The organism is Stenotrophomonas sp. CS3K5, from assembly GCF_059515225.1.
Window position 1 is genome coordinate 58,650 of sequence record NZ_JCAKRX010000016.1, and the last position, 15,289, is coordinate 73,938.

Annotated in this window: 16 protein-coding genes; 7 read left to right on the forward strand and 9 right to left on the reverse strand. The window is 67.7% G+C overall.

Annotated features, from left to right (window positions below; translation table 11 throughout):
- Positions 1-19 precede the first annotated feature (19 nt).
- Genes lptD through AC5YGJ_RS19140 form a run of 7 tightly spaced genes read left to right on the forward strand, consistent with a single transcriptional unit; the run spans position 20 to position 7,694 of the window.
- Complete coding sequence (gene lptD, locus AC5YGJ_RS19110; RefSeq protein WP_249841873.1) at positions 20-2,500, forward strand: LPS-assembly protein LptD; 2,481 nt, start codon at positions 20-22, stop codon at positions 2,498-2,500.
- Positions 2,497-3,840, forward strand: a complete 1,344-nt coding sequence (locus tag AC5YGJ_RS19115) for a peptidylprolyl isomerase (protein ID WP_496187429.1) — start codon at positions 2,497-2,499, stop codon at positions 3,838-3,840. Before lptD ends, AC5YGJ_RS19115 begins: the two co-directional genes overlap by 4 nt.
- A 3-nt stretch (positions 3,841-3,843) precedes the next feature.
- Entirely contained in the window at positions 3,844-4,824 is a 981-nt protein-coding gene (gene pdxA, locus AC5YGJ_RS19120; RefSeq protein ID WP_249841875.1) for a 4-hydroxythreonine-4-phosphate dehydrogenase PdxA, read from the forward strand.
- A complete protein-coding gene (gene rsmA / locus AC5YGJ_RS19125; protein WP_369352424.1) occupies positions 4,821-5,624 on the forward strand; it encodes a 16S rRNA (adenine(1518)-N(6)/adenine(1519)-N(6))-dimethyltransferase RsmA in 804 nt (267 codons plus the stop codon). The genes pdxA and rsmA overlap by 4 nt, the downstream gene beginning before the upstream one ends.
- A 13-nt stretch (positions 5,625-5,637) precedes the next feature.
- Positions 5,638-6,021, forward strand: coding sequence for a Co2+/Mg2+ efflux facilitator ApaG/CorD (apaG, locus tag AC5YGJ_RS19130; RefSeq protein ID WP_249841877.1), 384 nt, complete (start codon positions 5,638-5,640; stop codon positions 6,019-6,021).
- 15 nt (positions 6,022-6,036) lie between these two features.
- Positions 6,037-7,053, forward strand: coding sequence for a symmetrical bis(5'-nucleosyl)-tetraphosphatase (locus AC5YGJ_RS19135; protein ID WP_496187430.1), 1,017 nt, complete (start codon positions 6,037-6,039; stop codon positions 7,051-7,053).
- Positions 7,050-7,694, forward strand: coding sequence for a DUF1287 domain-containing protein (locus AC5YGJ_RS19140; protein WP_496187431.1), 645 nt, complete (start codon positions 7,050-7,052; stop codon positions 7,692-7,694). The genes AC5YGJ_RS19135 and AC5YGJ_RS19140 overlap by 4 nt, the downstream gene beginning before the upstream one ends.
- 100 nt (positions 7,695-7,794) lie before the next feature.
- Here AC5YGJ_RS19140 and AC5YGJ_RS19145 read toward each other — a convergent pair whose 3' ends face one another.
- The 9 genes from AC5YGJ_RS19145 to AC5YGJ_RS19185 all read right to left on the reverse strand — a co-directional run bounded on the left by AC5YGJ_RS19145 (position 7,795) and on the right by AC5YGJ_RS19185 (position 15,213).
- Positions 7,795-8,286, reverse strand: a complete 492-nt coding sequence (locus AC5YGJ_RS19145; RefSeq protein WP_496187444.1) for a dihydrofolate reductase — start codon at positions 8,284-8,286, stop codon at positions 7,795-7,797.
- Positions 8,287-8,291: 5 nt separating this feature from the next.
- On the reverse strand, positions 8,292-9,086 hold the full coding sequence (locus AC5YGJ_RS19150) for a thymidylate synthase (RefSeq protein ID WP_496187432.1): 795 nt from the start codon (positions 9,084-9,086) through the stop codon (positions 8,292-8,294).
- Positions 9,083-9,976 (reverse strand): prolipoprotein diacylglyceryl transferase, encoded by an 894-nt coding sequence (lgt, locus tag AC5YGJ_RS19155; protein WP_496187433.1) that lies wholly within the window; start codon positions 9,974-9,976, stop codon positions 9,083-9,085. Before lgt ends, AC5YGJ_RS19150 begins: the two co-directional genes overlap by 4 nt.
- A gap of 95 nt (positions 9,977-10,071) precedes the next feature.
- Positions 10,072-10,566 carry a TPM domain-containing protein gene (locus AC5YGJ_RS19160; RefSeq protein ID WP_249841882.1) on the reverse strand — a complete coding sequence of 165 codons (495 nt, stop codon included), beginning with the start codon at positions 10,564-10,566 and terminating at the stop codon, positions 10,072-10,074.
- Positions 10,566-11,453, reverse strand: a complete 888-nt coding sequence (locus AC5YGJ_RS19165; RefSeq protein WP_496187434.1) for a TPM domain-containing protein — start codon at positions 11,451-11,453, stop codon at positions 10,566-10,568. The genes AC5YGJ_RS19160 and AC5YGJ_RS19165 overlap by 1 nt, the downstream gene beginning before the upstream one ends.
- Before the next feature lie 3 nt (positions 11,454-11,456).
- Positions 11,457-12,077 (reverse strand): LemA family protein, encoded by a 621-nt coding sequence (locus AC5YGJ_RS19170; RefSeq protein WP_069139522.1) that lies wholly within the window; start codon positions 12,075-12,077, stop codon positions 11,457-11,459.
- Between the two features lie 584 nt (positions 12,078-12,661).
- Complete coding sequence (locus tag AC5YGJ_RS19175) at positions 12,662-13,822, reverse strand: MFS transporter (protein ID WP_496187435.1); 1,161 nt, start codon at positions 13,820-13,822, stop codon at positions 12,662-12,664.
- Between the two features lie 212 nt (positions 13,823-14,034).
- Positions 14,035-14,784, reverse strand: coding sequence for a TerC family protein (locus AC5YGJ_RS19180; RefSeq protein ID WP_106550124.1), 750 nt, complete (start codon positions 14,782-14,784; stop codon positions 14,035-14,037).
- Positions 14,785-14,817: 33 nt separating this feature from the next.
- Positions 14,818-15,213 (reverse strand): diacylglycerol kinase, encoded by a 396-nt coding sequence (locus AC5YGJ_RS19185; protein WP_496187436.1) that lies wholly within the window; start codon positions 15,211-15,213, stop codon positions 14,818-14,820.
- Between the last annotated feature and the right edge of the window lie 76 nt (positions 15,214-15,289).

Consider the following 15,289-nt stretch of genomic DNA (forward strand, 5'->3'; position numbering starts at 1 on the left):
TCGCCCGAATCCGAACCGCGTGCGCCGAGCCCTCCGCCTGCTTCCCCTGCCTCTGAGCATCGCCATCTGCCTGCCGGCAATGGCCGATGAAAAGCCGCTCAACTGGGGCCTGTGCCCGGCCACCGACGTCATTCCCGCGTTTTCTGATGCGCCCACCCCGGTCCCGGGGCAGGACAAGGCCGCCGCCAGCGCCGCGCGCGAGCAGCAGCCCACCGACATCGAAGGCGACCAGCTGCTCGGCACCACCACCGTGCCGCAGTACGAGGGCAACGTGGCGCTGCGCCGGGGCGACCAGTTCGTCGGTACCGACAAGCTCAGCTTCGACACCGAGTCCGGCAACTACATCGCCGACGGCAATGTCCGCTACCAGGACTCCTCGATCCGCATGGTCGCCAAGCGCGCCGAGGGCAACCAGGAAAGCGACACCCACAAGATCACCGACATCAAGTACCAGCTGGTCTCGCGCCGCGGCAACGGCGATGCCGAGTCGGTGGACCTGCAGGGTGCGGTCGGGCAGATGCACCGCTCCACCTACACCACCTGCGACCCGTCGCAGCCGGTGTGGAAGCTGTCGGCGCCGCAGATCGAAGTGGACAACGACGAAGGCTTCGGCACCGCCCGCAACGCCGTGCTGCGCATCGGCAAGGTGCCGGTGCTGTGGGCGCCGTACTTCAAGTTCCCGATCGATGACCGCCGCAAGACCGGCCTGCTGTTCCCGCAGCTGGGTATGTCCGGGCGCAACGGTTTCGACTACGCGCAGCCGATCTACTTCAATCTGGCGCCGAACTACGACGACACCCTGACCCCGCGCTACATGAGCCGGCGCGGCCTGATGCTCGACAACGAGTTCCGCTACCTCTACAACGGTGGCCGCGGCGAACTGCTGACCGCCTTCATGCCCAACGACAAGCTGCGCGACCGTGACCGCGGCCGGGTGATGTTCAGCGGCTACCACAACGTGGACGAGCACTGGCAGGCGCGCGCCAGCCTGGCCTGGGTCAGCGACGAGCGCTATGTCGAGGACTTCGCCAACCGCCTGGTCGGTGTGACCGCCTCCAACCTGCAGAGCACCGTGGGCCTGTACGGCACGGGCACGAACTGGACGGCCGGCATCATGGCCGACCGCTGGCAGCTGACCGACTACACGCTTGACGAGAATGCCCTGCCCTACAACCGCCAGCCGCGGGTGTATTTCAACTGGGACAAGCCGATCAGGCCGTGGCTGGAAACCGGACTGTACGCCGAAGCGGTGAGATTCACCCACGACGACGTGAACCTCAAGTACGGTACCGATGCGGGCCCCGACCTGCAGTACACCCGTACCGGCCAGACCGTGCGCGCCTATGGCGGCTCGCGCCTTGACGTCAAGCCTTACGTGTCCTTCCCCATCAGCGGCGCGGCCTGGTACATCACCCCGACGCTGGCGTACCGCTACACGGCCTACCAGCTGGACCGTGGCCTGGCCGACAGGATACGCAGCACCGTGCTGACCTCGGAGGGCGTGGACGTGGCCACCGCCACCCCGGAACAGCTGCGCGGCAACACCTCGCCCAGCCGCAGCCTGCCGATCGGCAGCATCGACGCCGGCCTGTTCTTCGACCGCGAGACGAGCATTGGCGGCAAGTCGTTCCTGCAGACCCTGGAGCCGCGCCTGTTCTACCTGCGCACGCCGTACCGCAACCAGGACGACCTGCCGATCTTCGACACCCGCGACTTCACCTTCAGCTGGGGTCAGCTGTTCCGCGACTCGCGCTACACCGGTGCCGACCGCCAGAACGATGCCAACCAGCTGACCCTGGCCCTGGGCACCCGCTTCATCGACCAGACCACCGGCAAGGAGCGGTTCTCGGCCGCGATCGGCCAGATCCAGTACTTCGACGAGTCGCGGGTGACCGTCACCCCCGGCGGTGCGCCGGTGGAAAAGGGCAAGTCGGCCTGGATCGCCGACGGCAACTACATGATCAACGACCGCTGGACGCTGGGCGCCACCTACCAGTGGGACCCCAAGTACAAGCGCGAGGATCTGGCCAGCGTCCGTGCCCGCTACCTGATGCCCAACGATGGCGTGGTCAACCTGAGCTACCGCTACCGCATCAACTCCGGTGCCCCGGCCAACGCCAACAAGCATGACCGGACCCTGCTGGAACAGGCCGACCTGTCGTTCCTGTACCCGCTGAATGCGCGCTGGAGCCTGGTCGGCCGCTACTACTACTCCCTGCAGGACAAGGAACCGCTGGAAATCATCGCCGGCGTGCAGTGGGACAGCTGCTGCCTGGCCGTGCGCGCGGTCGCCCGCCGCTACGTGCGCAACCGCGAGGGCGAGATGAACAACGCCATCCAGCTGGAGTTCGTGCTCAAGGGCCTGAGCTCTCTCGGCCAGGACACGGACCGTACCCTGCGCCGTGCTATCCTCGGCTACAACCGCGACGACCTCTATCTGGTGCCGCCGAGCAACACCGGGGCGACCCGGGACGACTACGATCCGAACCTGATCCCATGACCAAGCGCTTCCCCGTTCTTCTCGCCTCACTGCTGGCGGTGTCCAGCGTGTCCGCCCCCCTGCAGGTGCTTGCCCAGCAGGCGCAGCCGCTTGACCGCATCGCCGCCGTCGTCGATGAGGACGTGATCCTGCAGAGCGAACTCCAGCGCGCGATCGCCAACATCAAGGCCCAGTACGTCGGCCGTGAAAACCAGCTGCCGCCGGAAGACGTGCTCAGCCGCCAGGTGCTTGAGCGCCTGGTGCTGGTCAAGCTGCAGGTGGCGCGCGCCCAGGGCAGCGGCATCCGCATCAGCGACCAGGAGCTGAACCAGGCGATGAATGCCATCGCCCAGCAGAATGGTTCCAATCTGGACGCCCTGCGCCAGCGCCTGGCCCATGACGGCGTGGATTTCAATGATTTCCGTGCCTCGGTCCGCGACGAGATCACCGTACAGCGCCTGCGCCAGAGCTTCGCGCAGAGCCGCATCAGCGTCAGCGAGGGCGAAGTCGATGCCGCGCTGAAGCAGCAGGCCACCGTCGGCAACCAGTACCACCTGGCGCACATCCTGGTGGCCCTGCCCGACGGCGCCAATGCCGACCAGATCGCCACCGGCCAGAAGAAGGCCGACGGCGTGAAGGCCCTGCTCGACAAGGGCGAGCTGGACTTCAACGCCGCCGCCGTGCGCTATTCGGACAGCCCCAACGCGCTGGAAGGCGGCGACCTGGGCTGGCGCAGCCTGGATGAAATTCCGCAGGCCTTCGCCCAGCTGATGGAGAAGATGAAGGCCGGCGACGTGGTCGGTCCGATCCGTGGCCCCAGCGGCTTCCAGCTGCTGAAGCTGGTGGAAGTGCGTGATGCCAGCGCCGCCGCCGGCGAGCACACCGTCACCGAGTATCACGGTCGCCATATCCTGGTGCGCGTGGACGATAACCAGACCGACGCCGCTGCCAAGGCCAAGATCGACACCCTGCGTGCACGCATCGCCGGCGGTGCCGACTTCCAGACCGTGGCCAAGGAGTCCTCCGAGGACAACAACAGCAAGGGCCAGGGCGGTGACCTGGGCTGGTTCCCGGCCGACGCGTTCGGTCCGGCCTTCGGCCAGCAGGTGGGTGGCCTGCAGGACGGTGGCGTCAGCCAGCCGTTCCGCACCGACGCCGGTTGGCACATCGTGCAGCGCGTGGCCACCCGCCAGACCGACGTGACTACCGACAACCAGCGCGCCCAGGTCCGCGAGACCATCGGCCGCCGCAAGCTGGAAGACGAGTACAACCGCTTCCTGCAGGAACTGCGTGGCGAAGCGTACGTCAGCTTCCGCAGCGGCGACCGCGCGGAAAACACCGCCACGCCGCCGCAGTCCTGACCGATGCGCCCCGAGCTCGCGCTGGTACCGGGCGAGCCCGCCGGGATCGGCCCGGAACTGTGTGTCCGCCTTGTCCAGCAGCCGCGTGAAGATTGCCGGCTGCTGGCGTTCGCCGACCCGGACACCCTGCGCGCGGCCGCTGCCGCGCTGAACCTGCCCCTGCAACTGCTGCCCGAAGACGCCGAAGCCCGCGTCCCCGGCGATCTGCGCCTGCGCGTGGTGGCCAATGCCGTGCCCAGCCGTTTCGGCCAGGCCGACCCGGCCAACGCCGGCGCGGTCATCGGCGCCCTGCTCGGCGCCGGCCAGGCCTGCCTGTCCGGGGAGCTGCACGGCGTGGTCACCGGGCCGGTGCACAAGGCGGTCATCAACGACGGCGGCATTGCCTACAGCGGCACCACCGAACTGCTGGCCGACCAGGCCGGGGTCAAGGTGGTGATGATGCTGGCCAACAGCATCGTGCGCGTGGCCCTGGCCACCACCCACCTGCCGCTGCGCGATGTGGCCGATGCCATCACCGTGCACGGCCTGGAACATACCCTGCGCACCGTGCATGCCGCGCTGCGCCGCGAGTTCGGCCTGCCGGCACCGCGTATCGCCGTGCTTGGCCTGAACCCGCATGCCGGAGAAGACGGCCACCTGGGCCGTGAGGAGCTGGACCTGATCATCCCGTTGCTGCAGCGCCTGCGCGCCGAAGGCATGGAGCTGATCGGCCCGCTGCCGGCCGACACCGCGTTCCTGCCAGCCAAGCTGGCCGGTTTCGACACCGTGCTGGCGATGTACCACGACCAGGGCCTGCCGGTGCTGAAGTATTCCGGCTTCGAGCAGGCGGTGAACCTGACCCTGGGCCTGCCCTACCCGCGTGTGGCGGTGGACCATGGCACCGCCCTGGACCTGGCCGGGCGCGGCATTGCCGACCCCTCCAGCCTGCAGGCGGCGACGGCGCTGTGTGCGCAGCTGGCGCGGCAACGTACACTGAGCGCATGAATTCCCCGCATTCCCCCTCCGGCCCGGTGTTTACCGCCCCGGCCAAGAAGCAGCTTGGCCAGCATTTCCTGGCCGATCGCCACTACATCGACAAGATCGTGATGGCGGTCAATCCGAAAGAAGGCGATCGCCTGGTTGAAATCGGCCCCGGCCAGGGCGCGATCACGCTGCCGCTGCTGCGCGTGCATCCGAAACTGACGGTGATCGAGTTCGACCGCGACCTGATCGCGCCGCTGACCGCCGCCGCCGAGCCGCTGGGCGAGCTGACCATCGTCCACCGCGACGTGCTGCGCGTGGATTTCACCGAGCTGGCCGCCGGCCAGCCGATCCGCCTGGTCGGCAACCTGCCCTACAACATCTCCTCGCCGATCCTGTTCCATGCGCTGGAGCACGCCGCGGTGATCCGCGACATGCACTTCATGCTGCAGAAGGAAGTGGTCGACCGCATGGCCGCCGGCCCGGGCAGCAAGGTCTATGGCCGCCTCAGCGTGATGCTGCAGGCGTACTGCCAGGTGACCTCATTGTTCGTGGTGCCGCCGGGCGCGTTCCGGCCGCCGCCGAAGGTCGACTCGGCCGTGGTACGGCTGGTACCGCGCGACCCGGCCACGATCAACATCCACGACCACAAGCGCTTCGCCGAGGTGGTCAAGGCCGCGTTCGGGCAGCGCCGCAAGACCCTGCGCAACGCGCTCAACAACGTGGTCTCCGCCGAGCAGTTCGTTGCCGCCGGCGTGCGTCCCGATGCCCGCGCCGAACAGCTGGACGTGGCCGAATTCATCGCTTTGGCCAATGCCTCCTGATTACACTGCCGGTATGGAAGACGCTGACGTTTACGCCATCTCCGTCGAAGTCGCGCCGCGCTTCCTCGACGATCAATCCGCGCCGGAAGACGGCCGCTATGCGTTCGCCTATACGATCCGCATCCACAACCAGGGACAGGTCGCCGCGCGCCTGGTCGCACGCCACTGGCGCATCACCGACGCCAACGGTCGCGTCGAGCATGTCGATGGTGATGGCGTGATCGGCGAGCAGCCGCGACTGCGCCCCGGTGAAGACTTCCGTTACACGTCCGGTGTCATGCTGGGGACCGATCACGGCACCATGCAGGGGCATTACGACATGGTCGCTGACGATGGCACCGAATTCGCCGCGCCGGTCGCACCGTTCGTGCTGGCCGTGCCGCGTACCCTGCACTGACACGGAGGCCGAACGATGAGTGTGTGGGCGATCGGCGACCTGCAGGGCTGCTATGACGTCACCCAGCGATTGCTGGAGAAGATCCGCTTCGACCCGGCGCAGGACACCCTGTGGTTCTGCGGCGATCTGGTCAACCGTGGCGGCCAGTCGCTGGAAACGTTGCGGCTGGTGCACTCACTGCGCGAGCACAGCGTGGTGGTGCTGGGCAATCATGATCTTTCGCTGCTGGCCGTCGGTGCACGCACCGAAGAGGAACAGCGCAAGGTCAATCCGGACCTGCTGCGCATCGTGCAGGCCGAAGACCGCGACGAACTGCTGGATTGGCTGCGCCTGCAGAAGCTGGTGCACGTGGACCGTGAGCTGGGCTGGATGATGGTGCATGCCGGCCTGGCGCCGAAGTGGACCACGCAGATGGCCGAGAAGCATGCCGCCGAAGTGGAAGTGCAGCTGCACGGCGCCGGCTACCGCAAGCTGTTCCGCAACATGTACGGCGACAAGCCGAGCTGGGCGCCGAACCTGTCCGGCTATGACCGCTCGCGGGCGATCATCAACGTGCTCACCCGCATGCGTTACTGCACGCCGCGCGGGCGTATCGGCATCGAGGACAAGGGCACGCCGGGCACCCAGGAACAGGGGTTGTATCCCTGGTTCGAAGTTCCGGGCCGGGTCGAGCGCGACCTCAAGGTCGTCTGCGGCCACTGGTCGGCCCTGGGCCTGACCATTACCCAGGGCGTGCACGCCATCGATACCGGCGCGGTGTGGGGCGGCAAGCTGACCGCACTGCAGCTGGACACCGACGAACTGCGCGTGGTGCAGGTGCCGGGCCGCGATGTGCCGGCACCGGTGCCCAACGCCCGCCCGCCGGCGCGCCCTGCGCACGAGCGGCCGTCTGCGGCGCCGCAGGGCAAGGAACACGGCGGCGGCAACACGCCCGCGGCCAACCCGGGCAACCGTGGACCGCGTCGCCGCCGCCGTCGAGGCGGGGGTGGCTCCACTGGCCCCGGCAACAACGGCGCCCCGCCGCAGGCATGATGCGCGCGGGCCGGGCACCAGGGACGGTGCTGCTGCTGACGCTGGCCATCGCCAGCGGCTGCCAGCCTGCGCCGCCTCCCTCCCCCGGCACAGCGCAGAGCGAAGACCGCCGCCCGGCGCGGCAGGCTGCATCGCAGCCGCTGGTGGCCGCCGCGCGTGCGCAGATCGGCGTCACCACCCGCTACGACCCGGCCTACCGGGTGCTGGCCTACCCCGGCGGCGACGTGCCGGCCGATCGTGGGGTCTGCACCGACGTGGTGGTGCGAGCACTGCGCAGCCAAGGCCTGGACCTGCAGGCCCGCGTGCATGAGGACATGCGCGACGACTTCAGCGCCTATCCAGCGATCTGGGGCCTGTCACGGCCGGACCGCAACATCGACCATCGGCGCGTGCCGAACCTGATGCGCTGGTTTGAGCGGCAGGGATGGCAGCAGCCAATCACCGCCGCTGCCGCCGACTACGCGGCGGGCGACATCGTCGCCTGGAAGCTCAACGGCAATGGCCTGCTGCATGTGGGCATCGTCTCCGACCGCCGCCTGGCCGATGGCACGCCGCTGGTGCTGCACAACATCGCGCGCGGCACGCGCGAAGAGAACCTGCTGTTCCAGCACGCGATCATCGGCCATTACCGGATGCCGTGAACGTTACAACGCCCGGCTTTGTAGAGCCGAGCCATGCTCGGCTACGACATGTGTCCACCAACAGCAGCCGAGCATGGCTCGGCTCTACAGGAAACCGCGATCAGCGGCGCACGTAGTGTACGAAGCGGAACGCGTAGGCGTGGCGCTCATCGGCCGGGTGCGGCTCGCTGCTCACTTCCTGCCAGTCCTGCGCATCCACTTCAGGGAAATGCGTGTCAGCCGGCACCTCCGCATCGACCCAGGTCAGGTACAGGTCGCTGGCCTGGTCGAGCAACTGGTGGAATATCTCGCCGCCACCGATGATGCACAGCTCACTGGCGCCCTCGCCTACGGCAATCGCCTGGGCCTCCTCCAGCGACGCCACCGCGCGCATGCCTTCGAACGGCACCTGGCCGCTGCGGGTGAGCACCAGGTTGGTCCGCCCCGGCAGCACGCGGCCGATCGATTCGGCGGTCTTGCGCCCCATCAGGATCGGCTTGCCCAGGGTGAGCGCCTTGAAGTGCTTGAAATCATCCGGCAGGTGCCAGGGCATGGTGTTGCCCTGGCCGATGCCATGGTTGCGGTCCAGCGCCACGATCATCGACAGCTTCATCGCGCTCATACCGCCACCGGCGCCTTGATGGCCGGATGCGGGTCGTAGCCGTCGATGCGGATGTCGTCGAACTGGAAGCCGAACAGATCGGTCACTTCGGGGTTCAACCACAGCTTGGGCAGCGCACGCGGTTCACGCGACAACTGCTCGCGGGCCTGCTCGAAATGGTTGGAGTACAGATGCGCATCGCCCAGCGTATGCACGAAATCCCCCACGCCCAGGCCGGTGGCCTGCGCCACCATGTGGGTCAGCAGCGCGTAGCTGGCGATGTTGAACGGCACGCCGAGGAAGATGTCGCCGCTGCGCTGGTACAGCTGGCAGCTGAGCTTGCCGTCCACCACATAGAACTGGAACAGGTTGTGGCACGGCATCAGCGCCATCTGCGGGAGCTCGCCCACGTTCCAGGCGCTGACCACCAGCCGCCGCGAATCGGGGTTGCGCTTGATCTCGTCCACCAGCCACTGCATCTGGTCGATCGCGCCGCCATCAGCAGTGGCCCAGCTGCGCCACTGCTTGCCGTACACCGGGCCGAGATCGCCGTTGGCGTCGGCCCACTCGTCCCAGATCCGCACCTGGTTGTCCTTCAGGTAACCGATATTGGTGTCGCCCTTCAGGAACCACAGCAGCTCGTGGATGATCGAGCGCAGGTGCAGCTTCTTGGTGGTGACCAGCGGGAAGCCTTCGTTGAGGTTGAAGCGCATCTGCCAGCCGAACACGCTGCGGGTGCCGGTGCCGGTGCGATCACTCTTCTCCGCGCCGTGTTCGAGCACATGCGAGAGCAGGTCCAGGTAGGCCTTCATGCCTTGCCCTCGGCGGCCACCGGCGGCTGCGGCTGCGGCTGCAGCACCGGCGCACGGCGCGACATCACCAGCAGCACCAGGCCGAAGGCGATCAGCGGCAGGCTGAGGATCTGGCCACGGGTCAGCCAGTCGAACGCGACGTAGACACCGTTGTCGGGCATGCGCACGAACTCCACCGCGAAGCGGAACAGGCCGTACATCAGCGCGAACAGGCCACCGACGAGGTAGCGATGGCGCGGCTTTGCCGACACCGCCCACAGCACCACGAACATCACCAGGCCTTCCAGGAAGGCTTCATACAGTTGCGACGGATGGCGCGCGAACTGGTTCAGCGCGCCGGTGGCGAACTGCGCCTGCAGGGTCGCGTGGTCCAGCTGGTTCAGCGGCGCCGGCAGGCCGGACGGGAACACCACGCCCCAGCTGCCGTCGGTGTACTTGCCCCACAGCTCGGCGCCGATGAAGTTGCCGATGCGGCCAAAACCCAGGCCCAGCGGCACCAGCGGCGCCATGAAATCCATGGTGTCGAAGAAGTGCAGCGCGTGCTTGCGCGACCACCACCAGCAGGCACCGAGCACGCCGAGCAGGCCGCCATGGAAGCTCATGCCGCCATCCCACACCTTGAACAGCAGCAGCGGGTTGTGCAGGAAATCGCCCAGCGCGTAGAACAGCATGTAGCCGATGCGCCCGCCCAGCACCACGCCCAGCATGGCGTAGAACAGCAGGTCGGAGAAGCCGTTGGCATCGACGCCCGGCAGGCGCCCTGCCGCGATGCGCCTGCGGCCGAGCAGCCAGGCGGCGGTGAAGCCGAGCAGGTACATGATGCCGTACCAATGCACCTTGATCGGCCCCAGCGAGAGGGCGATGGGGTCGATGTCGTGGAAATAGATCATGGAAGACGCCTGGCAGGAGTACGGACATTTTAGCGTCCCGGCCCGGCCCCGGGCCGGCATCGGCACGGGTCGGCCCGCACATCGCAGAACGGGGTTCAGCCCAGGATCTGCGGGGTGTCCGGCAACGCATCATCCTCGGACCGCGCCGCGGCCGGAAAGTGCCCTTCAATCAGGCTCGACACCTCATCGATGGCCCCCTGCAGCGCCGCCACCGGATTGGCACCGCGCAGGCCCTCGCGCAGATGGGTGCAGACCCGCTGCCATTGCGCCGGGCTGACCCGTCCGTGCAGGCCACGGTCGGCCACGATCTCGATGGCGTGGTCGGCCAGCAGCAGGTAGATCAGCACGCCATTGTTATGGGCGGTATCCCAGGTGCGCAGGCGGGCGAAGGCCTGCTCGGCGGCCTGGCGCGGGGTGACCCGCTGCCACAGCGCGTCCAGCGGCAGGTCGGCCTCCACCGCGAACATCACCTGCCCGCCATGGCGCTGCTCACCGGCGGCGATGGCCTCGGTGATCGCCTGCAGCGTGGCCGGCGGGAACGCCCGCCGTACCGAGGGCGAGAACACATGGCGACACAGACGTTGGATCATCACCAGCCTCCCGAAGCACCGCCGCCGCCGGAACGGCCACCACCGCCGCCCCAGCCACCGCCGCCGCCGAATCCACCACCGCCACCGAAGCCGCCGCCGCCCCAGCTGCCACCGCCCCAGCCGCCGCCACCGGCAAAGCGGCCCGGGTGGCCGGACAGCATCGCCACGATCAGGCCCACGATGCCCGCCAGGCCACTGGCCAGCAGGGTGGAGGTGAACAGGAACGCCGCCAGTGCTGCACCGGCACCACCCAGCAGGCCACGCAGCGGTCGCGGTACGCGCGAGAACACGCCGCGCAGGATGCTGCCGGCGAACACGCCGATGAACAGCGCCAGGAACCAGGTATCGCCGCCACCCTCGGGCTCGCGGCCACGCTGGCTGCTGACCGGCGCAGGCAGTGCTTCACCGTCGACGATCTTCACCAGCACTGCAGTGGCATCGGTGATGCCACCGGCGTAGTCACCGGCGCGGAAACGCGGCACCAGATATTCCTGGATGACACGGTTGGCGATGGCGTCGGGGATCGCCCCTTCCAGGCCGTAGCCCGGTTCGATGCGCACGCGCCGGTCGTCCTTGGCCACCACCAGCAGCACGCCGTCATCCACACCCTTCCGGCCGATCTGCCATTGGTCGAAGACACGCGTGGTGTACTGCGCGATGTCTTCCGGTTGAGTCGTGGGTATCACCAGCACCTGCAGCTGGCTGCCCTTGCGCTGCTGGAGGTCCAGCGCCTGCTGTACCAGCGCCTGCTTCTGCGTGGCATCCAGCGTGCCGGTGGTATCGACCACCGGTGAATCCAGCGCCGGAATCGGCGCCAGCTGCTGCGCCTGCGACGCCAGCGGCAGCCACAGCAGCAGGAGGGCCAGCAGCGCAGCGGCCAGGCGCATGGGTCAGTGGCCCGGCTGCGGGGCCGGCTGCTGCTGCGGCGCGTTGCCGAAATCGACCGCCGGCGCGTTGGAGATCTGCGCTTCGTTTTCCACGGTGAAGTTCGGCTTGGTCTTGTAGCCGAAGATCTTGGCGGTGATCACCTGCGGGAAAGAGCGGATGTAGGTGTTGTAGTCCTGCACCTGCTGGATGTAGCGGCCACGGGCGACGGTGATGCGGTTTTCGGTGCCTTCCAGCTGCGCCTGCAGGTCGCGGAAGTTCTGGTCGGACTTCAGCACCGGGTAGTTCTCGGTGACCACCAGCAGCCGCGACAGCGCGCTGCCGAGTTCACCCTGGGCCTGCTGGAACTGCTTGAGCGAGGCCTCGTCATCGGCGTTGACGTTGATCTGGCCAACCCGCGAACGGGCGTTGGTGACTTCGGTCAGCACGCGCTCTTCCTGGCTGGCGAAGCCCTTCACGGTCTGCACCAGGTTGGGCACCAGATCGGCGCGGCGCTTGTACTGGTTGAGCACTTCGGACCAGCTGGCCTTGACCGCCTCATCCTTCTGCTGGATGGCGTTGTAGCCGCAGCCGGACAACAGGGAGGCCAGCAGCATCAGGGGCAGGACACGGGTGAACAGGCGCATGGCGGAGGTTCCGGGTGGGCTTGGCGCCGAGCATGCCACGGTTGGGGTGAAGGTCGGCCATCGGGCGCCGCCCCCTCCGCGGTGGTTGACGGGTTCTCTGTGGTTGGCCGGGAGGGCAAGTTGGCTGGGGGGCGCTGCAAGTACGTCCATGTAAGCTCGATCGCCGCATCCATGCGGCTCACGCCCCCAGCCAACCCACCCTCCCGACCATGGACGGTTTCCTGGCACCGCGGGAAAGATCAAAAAAGAGCAAGAGCAAAAGCAAAATCCCATGCTCCATGCATTCGTGCCGACCAACGGTCGGCACCTACCAAAGCAGAACCAGGGTCAGAGCCCGTTGCGCAACAACGGCATCCGACCCCGGTCATTGCAGCAGATCGCAGGAAACTGTCGAAGGCGGGGTGGGTCCGGTTGCGGGGGTGTCCGCGGCATGGATGCCGCGGCCAAGCCCCCATGGACGGGTTTACGGCGTCCCCCGCCACCGGACCCACCCCGCCAACCCACGGAATGCAGGCTTTTGCCGTTGACGTTGACGTTGATTCGGCGGGTGCAGGGCTGCAAGCCCTGCCGGAAACCCTCCCCTCTCAGCAGGCTTCGGCCACCGCCGTGCAGGGACGCCCCAGCCATGCCAGCACCAGCGCGGCAGCAGCCAGCAGGCCACCGGCCACCGGAATGGCCGCGTAGCCCAGGCCCAGGCTGATCACCGCCCCACCCAGCGCAGCCCCCAGCGCATTGCCCAGATTGAACGCACCCACGTTGATCGACGAGGCCAGGCCCGGCGCTTCGCTGGCCGCCTGCATCACCCGGATCTGCAGCGGCGGCACGATGGCGAAGGTCGCCGCACCAAACAACAGCACGCCCAACGCGGCGGTAGCGTGGCTCATGAAGGCCAGCGGCAGCACGAACATCAGCACGGCCAGGACCGCCAGCAGGATGCGGGTGGCGCCATCCAGCGACCAGTCGGCCATGCGACCACCGATGCCGTTGCCGAGGGTGAAACCGATGCCGATCAGCGCCAGCGATACCGCGATGAACGCGTTGGAGGCAGCGGTCAGTTCAGTCAGCACCGGCGCCACGTAGGTGTAGAGGGTGAACATCGCGCCCGCACCCAGTACCGTGGTGACCATCGCCAGCAGCACCTGCGGCTGCGCGATGGCTTTCATCTCGCGGCGCACGTCCGGGCGCGGGCCAGGCGCCGAGGCCGGAAGGGCCAGCCCCAGCGCGGTGATCGCGACCAGGCCCAGCACCGCCGTGCCGGCAAAGGACAGGCGCCAGCCCAGCTGCTGGCCCACCCAGGTGGCCAGCGGCACGCCACCGATGTTGGCGATGGTCAGGCCCATGAACATGGTGGCCACGGCAGCGGCCTGCTTTTCCTTCGGTACCAGGCTGGCAGCGACCACCGCGCCGATGCCGAAGAAGGCACCGTGGTTGAGGCTGGTGACCAGCCGCGACAACAGCAGCAGGCCGTAGTTCGGCGCCAGCGCGGACAGCAGGTTGCCGACCACGAAGATCGACATCAGCAGCATCAGCGCGGTGCGCTTGCCGAAGCGCCCCATCAGCAGGGTCATCACCGGGGCACCGAGCATCACGCCCACGGCATAGGCGGTGATCAGCATGCCGGCGGTGGGAATGCCGACGCCGACGCCGTCGGCGATGACCGGCAGCAGGCCCATCGGGGCGAATTCGGTGGTGCCGATGGCGAACGCGCCGACGGCAAGGGCCAATAGGGCGGCTCTGGAGTTCATGGGATCGTGTGGGGCGGAAACGGGCAGGTGCGTAGCCTGCGCGCTTTGCCGCGGGCGATTAAGCCTCGCCCCGGGAAAACACTGTTGATTCCAGTTCACAGACGGGCACGCCTGCCTCGCTGGGCATGGCCCGGCGAGCGCAGCGGCGCCCAGAACGCAGAACCCCCGGCGTTGGCCGGGGGTTCTGGGTGACACGCTTGCCTGTGACCTGCTTACCAGTCGCCGGCACCCGGCACGTGGTGGTCGCGTGCGCGGCGGCGCATCAGCAGGTTCAGCCACTCCACCAGCACCGAGAAGCCCATCGCGGCGTAGATGTAGGGCTTGGGCACGTGCACGTCCAGACCGTCCAGGATCAGCACCGCGCCGATCAGCAGGATGAAGGCCAGCGCCAGCATCTTCACGGTCGGGTTGGCGTCGATGAAGCGGCCCAGCGGGTTGGCCGCCAGCAGCATCACCATCACCGACAGCAGGATGGCGGCGACCATCACCGGAATGTGGTCGGCGATGCCGACGGCGGTGATCACCGAATCCAGCGAGAACACGATGTCGATGATCGCGATCTGCAGGATGACCATGCCGAATACGCCCGACGCCTTGCTGGTGGCCGGGTTCTCGTCTTCGCCACCGGTGATCAGCTCCTTGATCTCCATGTAGCCCTTGATGATCAGGAACAGGCCACCGACGATCAGCACCAGGTCGCGGATGGAGATGCCCATGCCGGCCACGGTGAACAGGTTGGCCGACATGTGTGCCAGGTAGGCCAGCGACACCAGCAGCGCGATGCGGGTGATGCACGCCACGGCGATGCCGAGCTTGCGTGCGAACGGACGGCGCTCTTCGGGCAGCTTGCTGACCGCGATGGAAATGAACACCAGGTTGTCGATGCCGAGCACGATTTCCAGCGCGCTGAGGGTGAACAGGGTCACCCAGGCGTTGGGGTCGGCGAGGAACTCAAAGGACATGGAATCTCTTCAAGGCAGTGGGGGAATGGGGTTTCAGCCGTAGGTTCCGGCCAGCGCGTGCGGCACCACGACCAGGGCCCAGCACAGCAGCACGTTCATCATCAGCACGAACACCGCCGCCGAGCCCATGTCCTTGGCGCGGCCGGCCAGCTCGTGGATCTCGCTGCCATAGCGTTCGATCACCGCCTCGATGGCCGAGTTGGCCAGCTCCATCGCCAGCACCAGCAGCATCGAGCCGATCAGCAGCGCGCGCTCCACCGGGGTCTGGCCCAGCCAGATCGCCAGCGGGGTCAACAGCACCAGCAGGTAGACCTCCAGCCGGAACGAGGACTCGTGCAGCCAGGCGGCGCGCAGGCCCTGCCAGGACCAGCGGGCGGCCTGGAAGATGCGACGCGGGCCCCGGGGCAGGTGGCCGAAGTGGTCAGCCACGGGCGAAGCATCCAGCAACAGGGGCGCGGCGCAGCGACCGCTCAGACGCACGGCAGGGAATCATGAGTGCACAGGA

What these genes read in the sequence shown, in the direction of transcription:
- AC5YGJ_RS19150 (WP_496187432.1), bottom strand. Translation starts at nt 9,086, where the DNA reads ATGAAGGCCTACCTGGACCTGCTCTCGCATGTGCTCGAACACGGCGCG.
- AC5YGJ_RS19170 (WP_069139522.1), bottom strand. Translation starts at nt 12,077, where the DNA reads ATGCGCCTGTTCACCCGTGTCCTGCCCCTGATGCTGCTGGCCTCCCTG.
- AC5YGJ_RS19175 (WP_496187435.1), bottom strand. Translation starts at nt 13,822, where the DNA reads ATGAACTCCAGAGCCGCCCTATTGGCCCTTGCCGTCGGCGCGTTCGCC.
- AC5YGJ_RS19165 (WP_496187434.1), bottom strand. Translation starts at nt 11,453, where the DNA reads ATGCGCCTGGCCGCTGCGCTGCTGGCCCTCCTGCTGCTGTGGCTGCCG.
- lgt (WP_496187433.1), bottom strand. Translation starts at nt 9,976, where the DNA reads ATGATCTATTTCCACGACATCGACCCCATCGCCCTCTCGCTGGGGCCG.
- AC5YGJ_RS19135 (WP_496187430.1), top strand. Translation starts at nt 6,037, where the DNA reads ATGAGTGTGTGGGCGATCGGCGACCTGCAGGGCTGCTATGACGTCACC.
- AC5YGJ_RS19180 (WP_106550124.1), bottom strand. Translation starts at nt 14,784, where the DNA reads ATGTCCTTTGAGTTCCTCGCCGACCCCAACGCCTGGGTGACCCTGTTC.
- AC5YGJ_RS19145 (WP_496187444.1), bottom strand. Translation starts at nt 8,286, where the DNA reads ATGAAGCTGTCGATGATCGTGGCGCTGGACCGCAACCATGGCATCGGC.
- rsmA (WP_369352424.1), top strand. Translation starts at nt 4,821, where the DNA reads ATGAATTCCCCGCATTCCCCCTCCGGCCCGGTGTTTACCGCCCCGGCC.
- AC5YGJ_RS19140 (WP_496187431.1), top strand. Translation starts at nt 7,050, where the DNA reads ATGATGCGCGCGGGCCGGGCACCAGGGACGGTGCTGCTGCTGACGCTG.
- AC5YGJ_RS19160 (WP_249841882.1), bottom strand. Translation starts at nt 10,566, where the DNA reads ATGATCCAACGTCTGTGTCGCCATGTGTTCTCGCCCTCGGTACGGCGG.
- pdxA (WP_249841875.1), top strand. Translation starts at nt 3,844, where the DNA reads ATGCGCCCCGAGCTCGCGCTGGTACCGGGCGAGCCCGCCGGGATCGGC.
- apaG (WP_249841877.1), top strand. Translation starts at nt 5,638, where the DNA reads ATGGAAGACGCTGACGTTTACGCCATCTCCGTCGAAGTCGCGCCGCGC.
- AC5YGJ_RS19115 (WP_496187429.1), top strand. Translation starts at nt 2,497, where the DNA reads ATGACCAAGCGCTTCCCCGTTCTTCTCGCCTCACTGCTGGCGGTGTCC.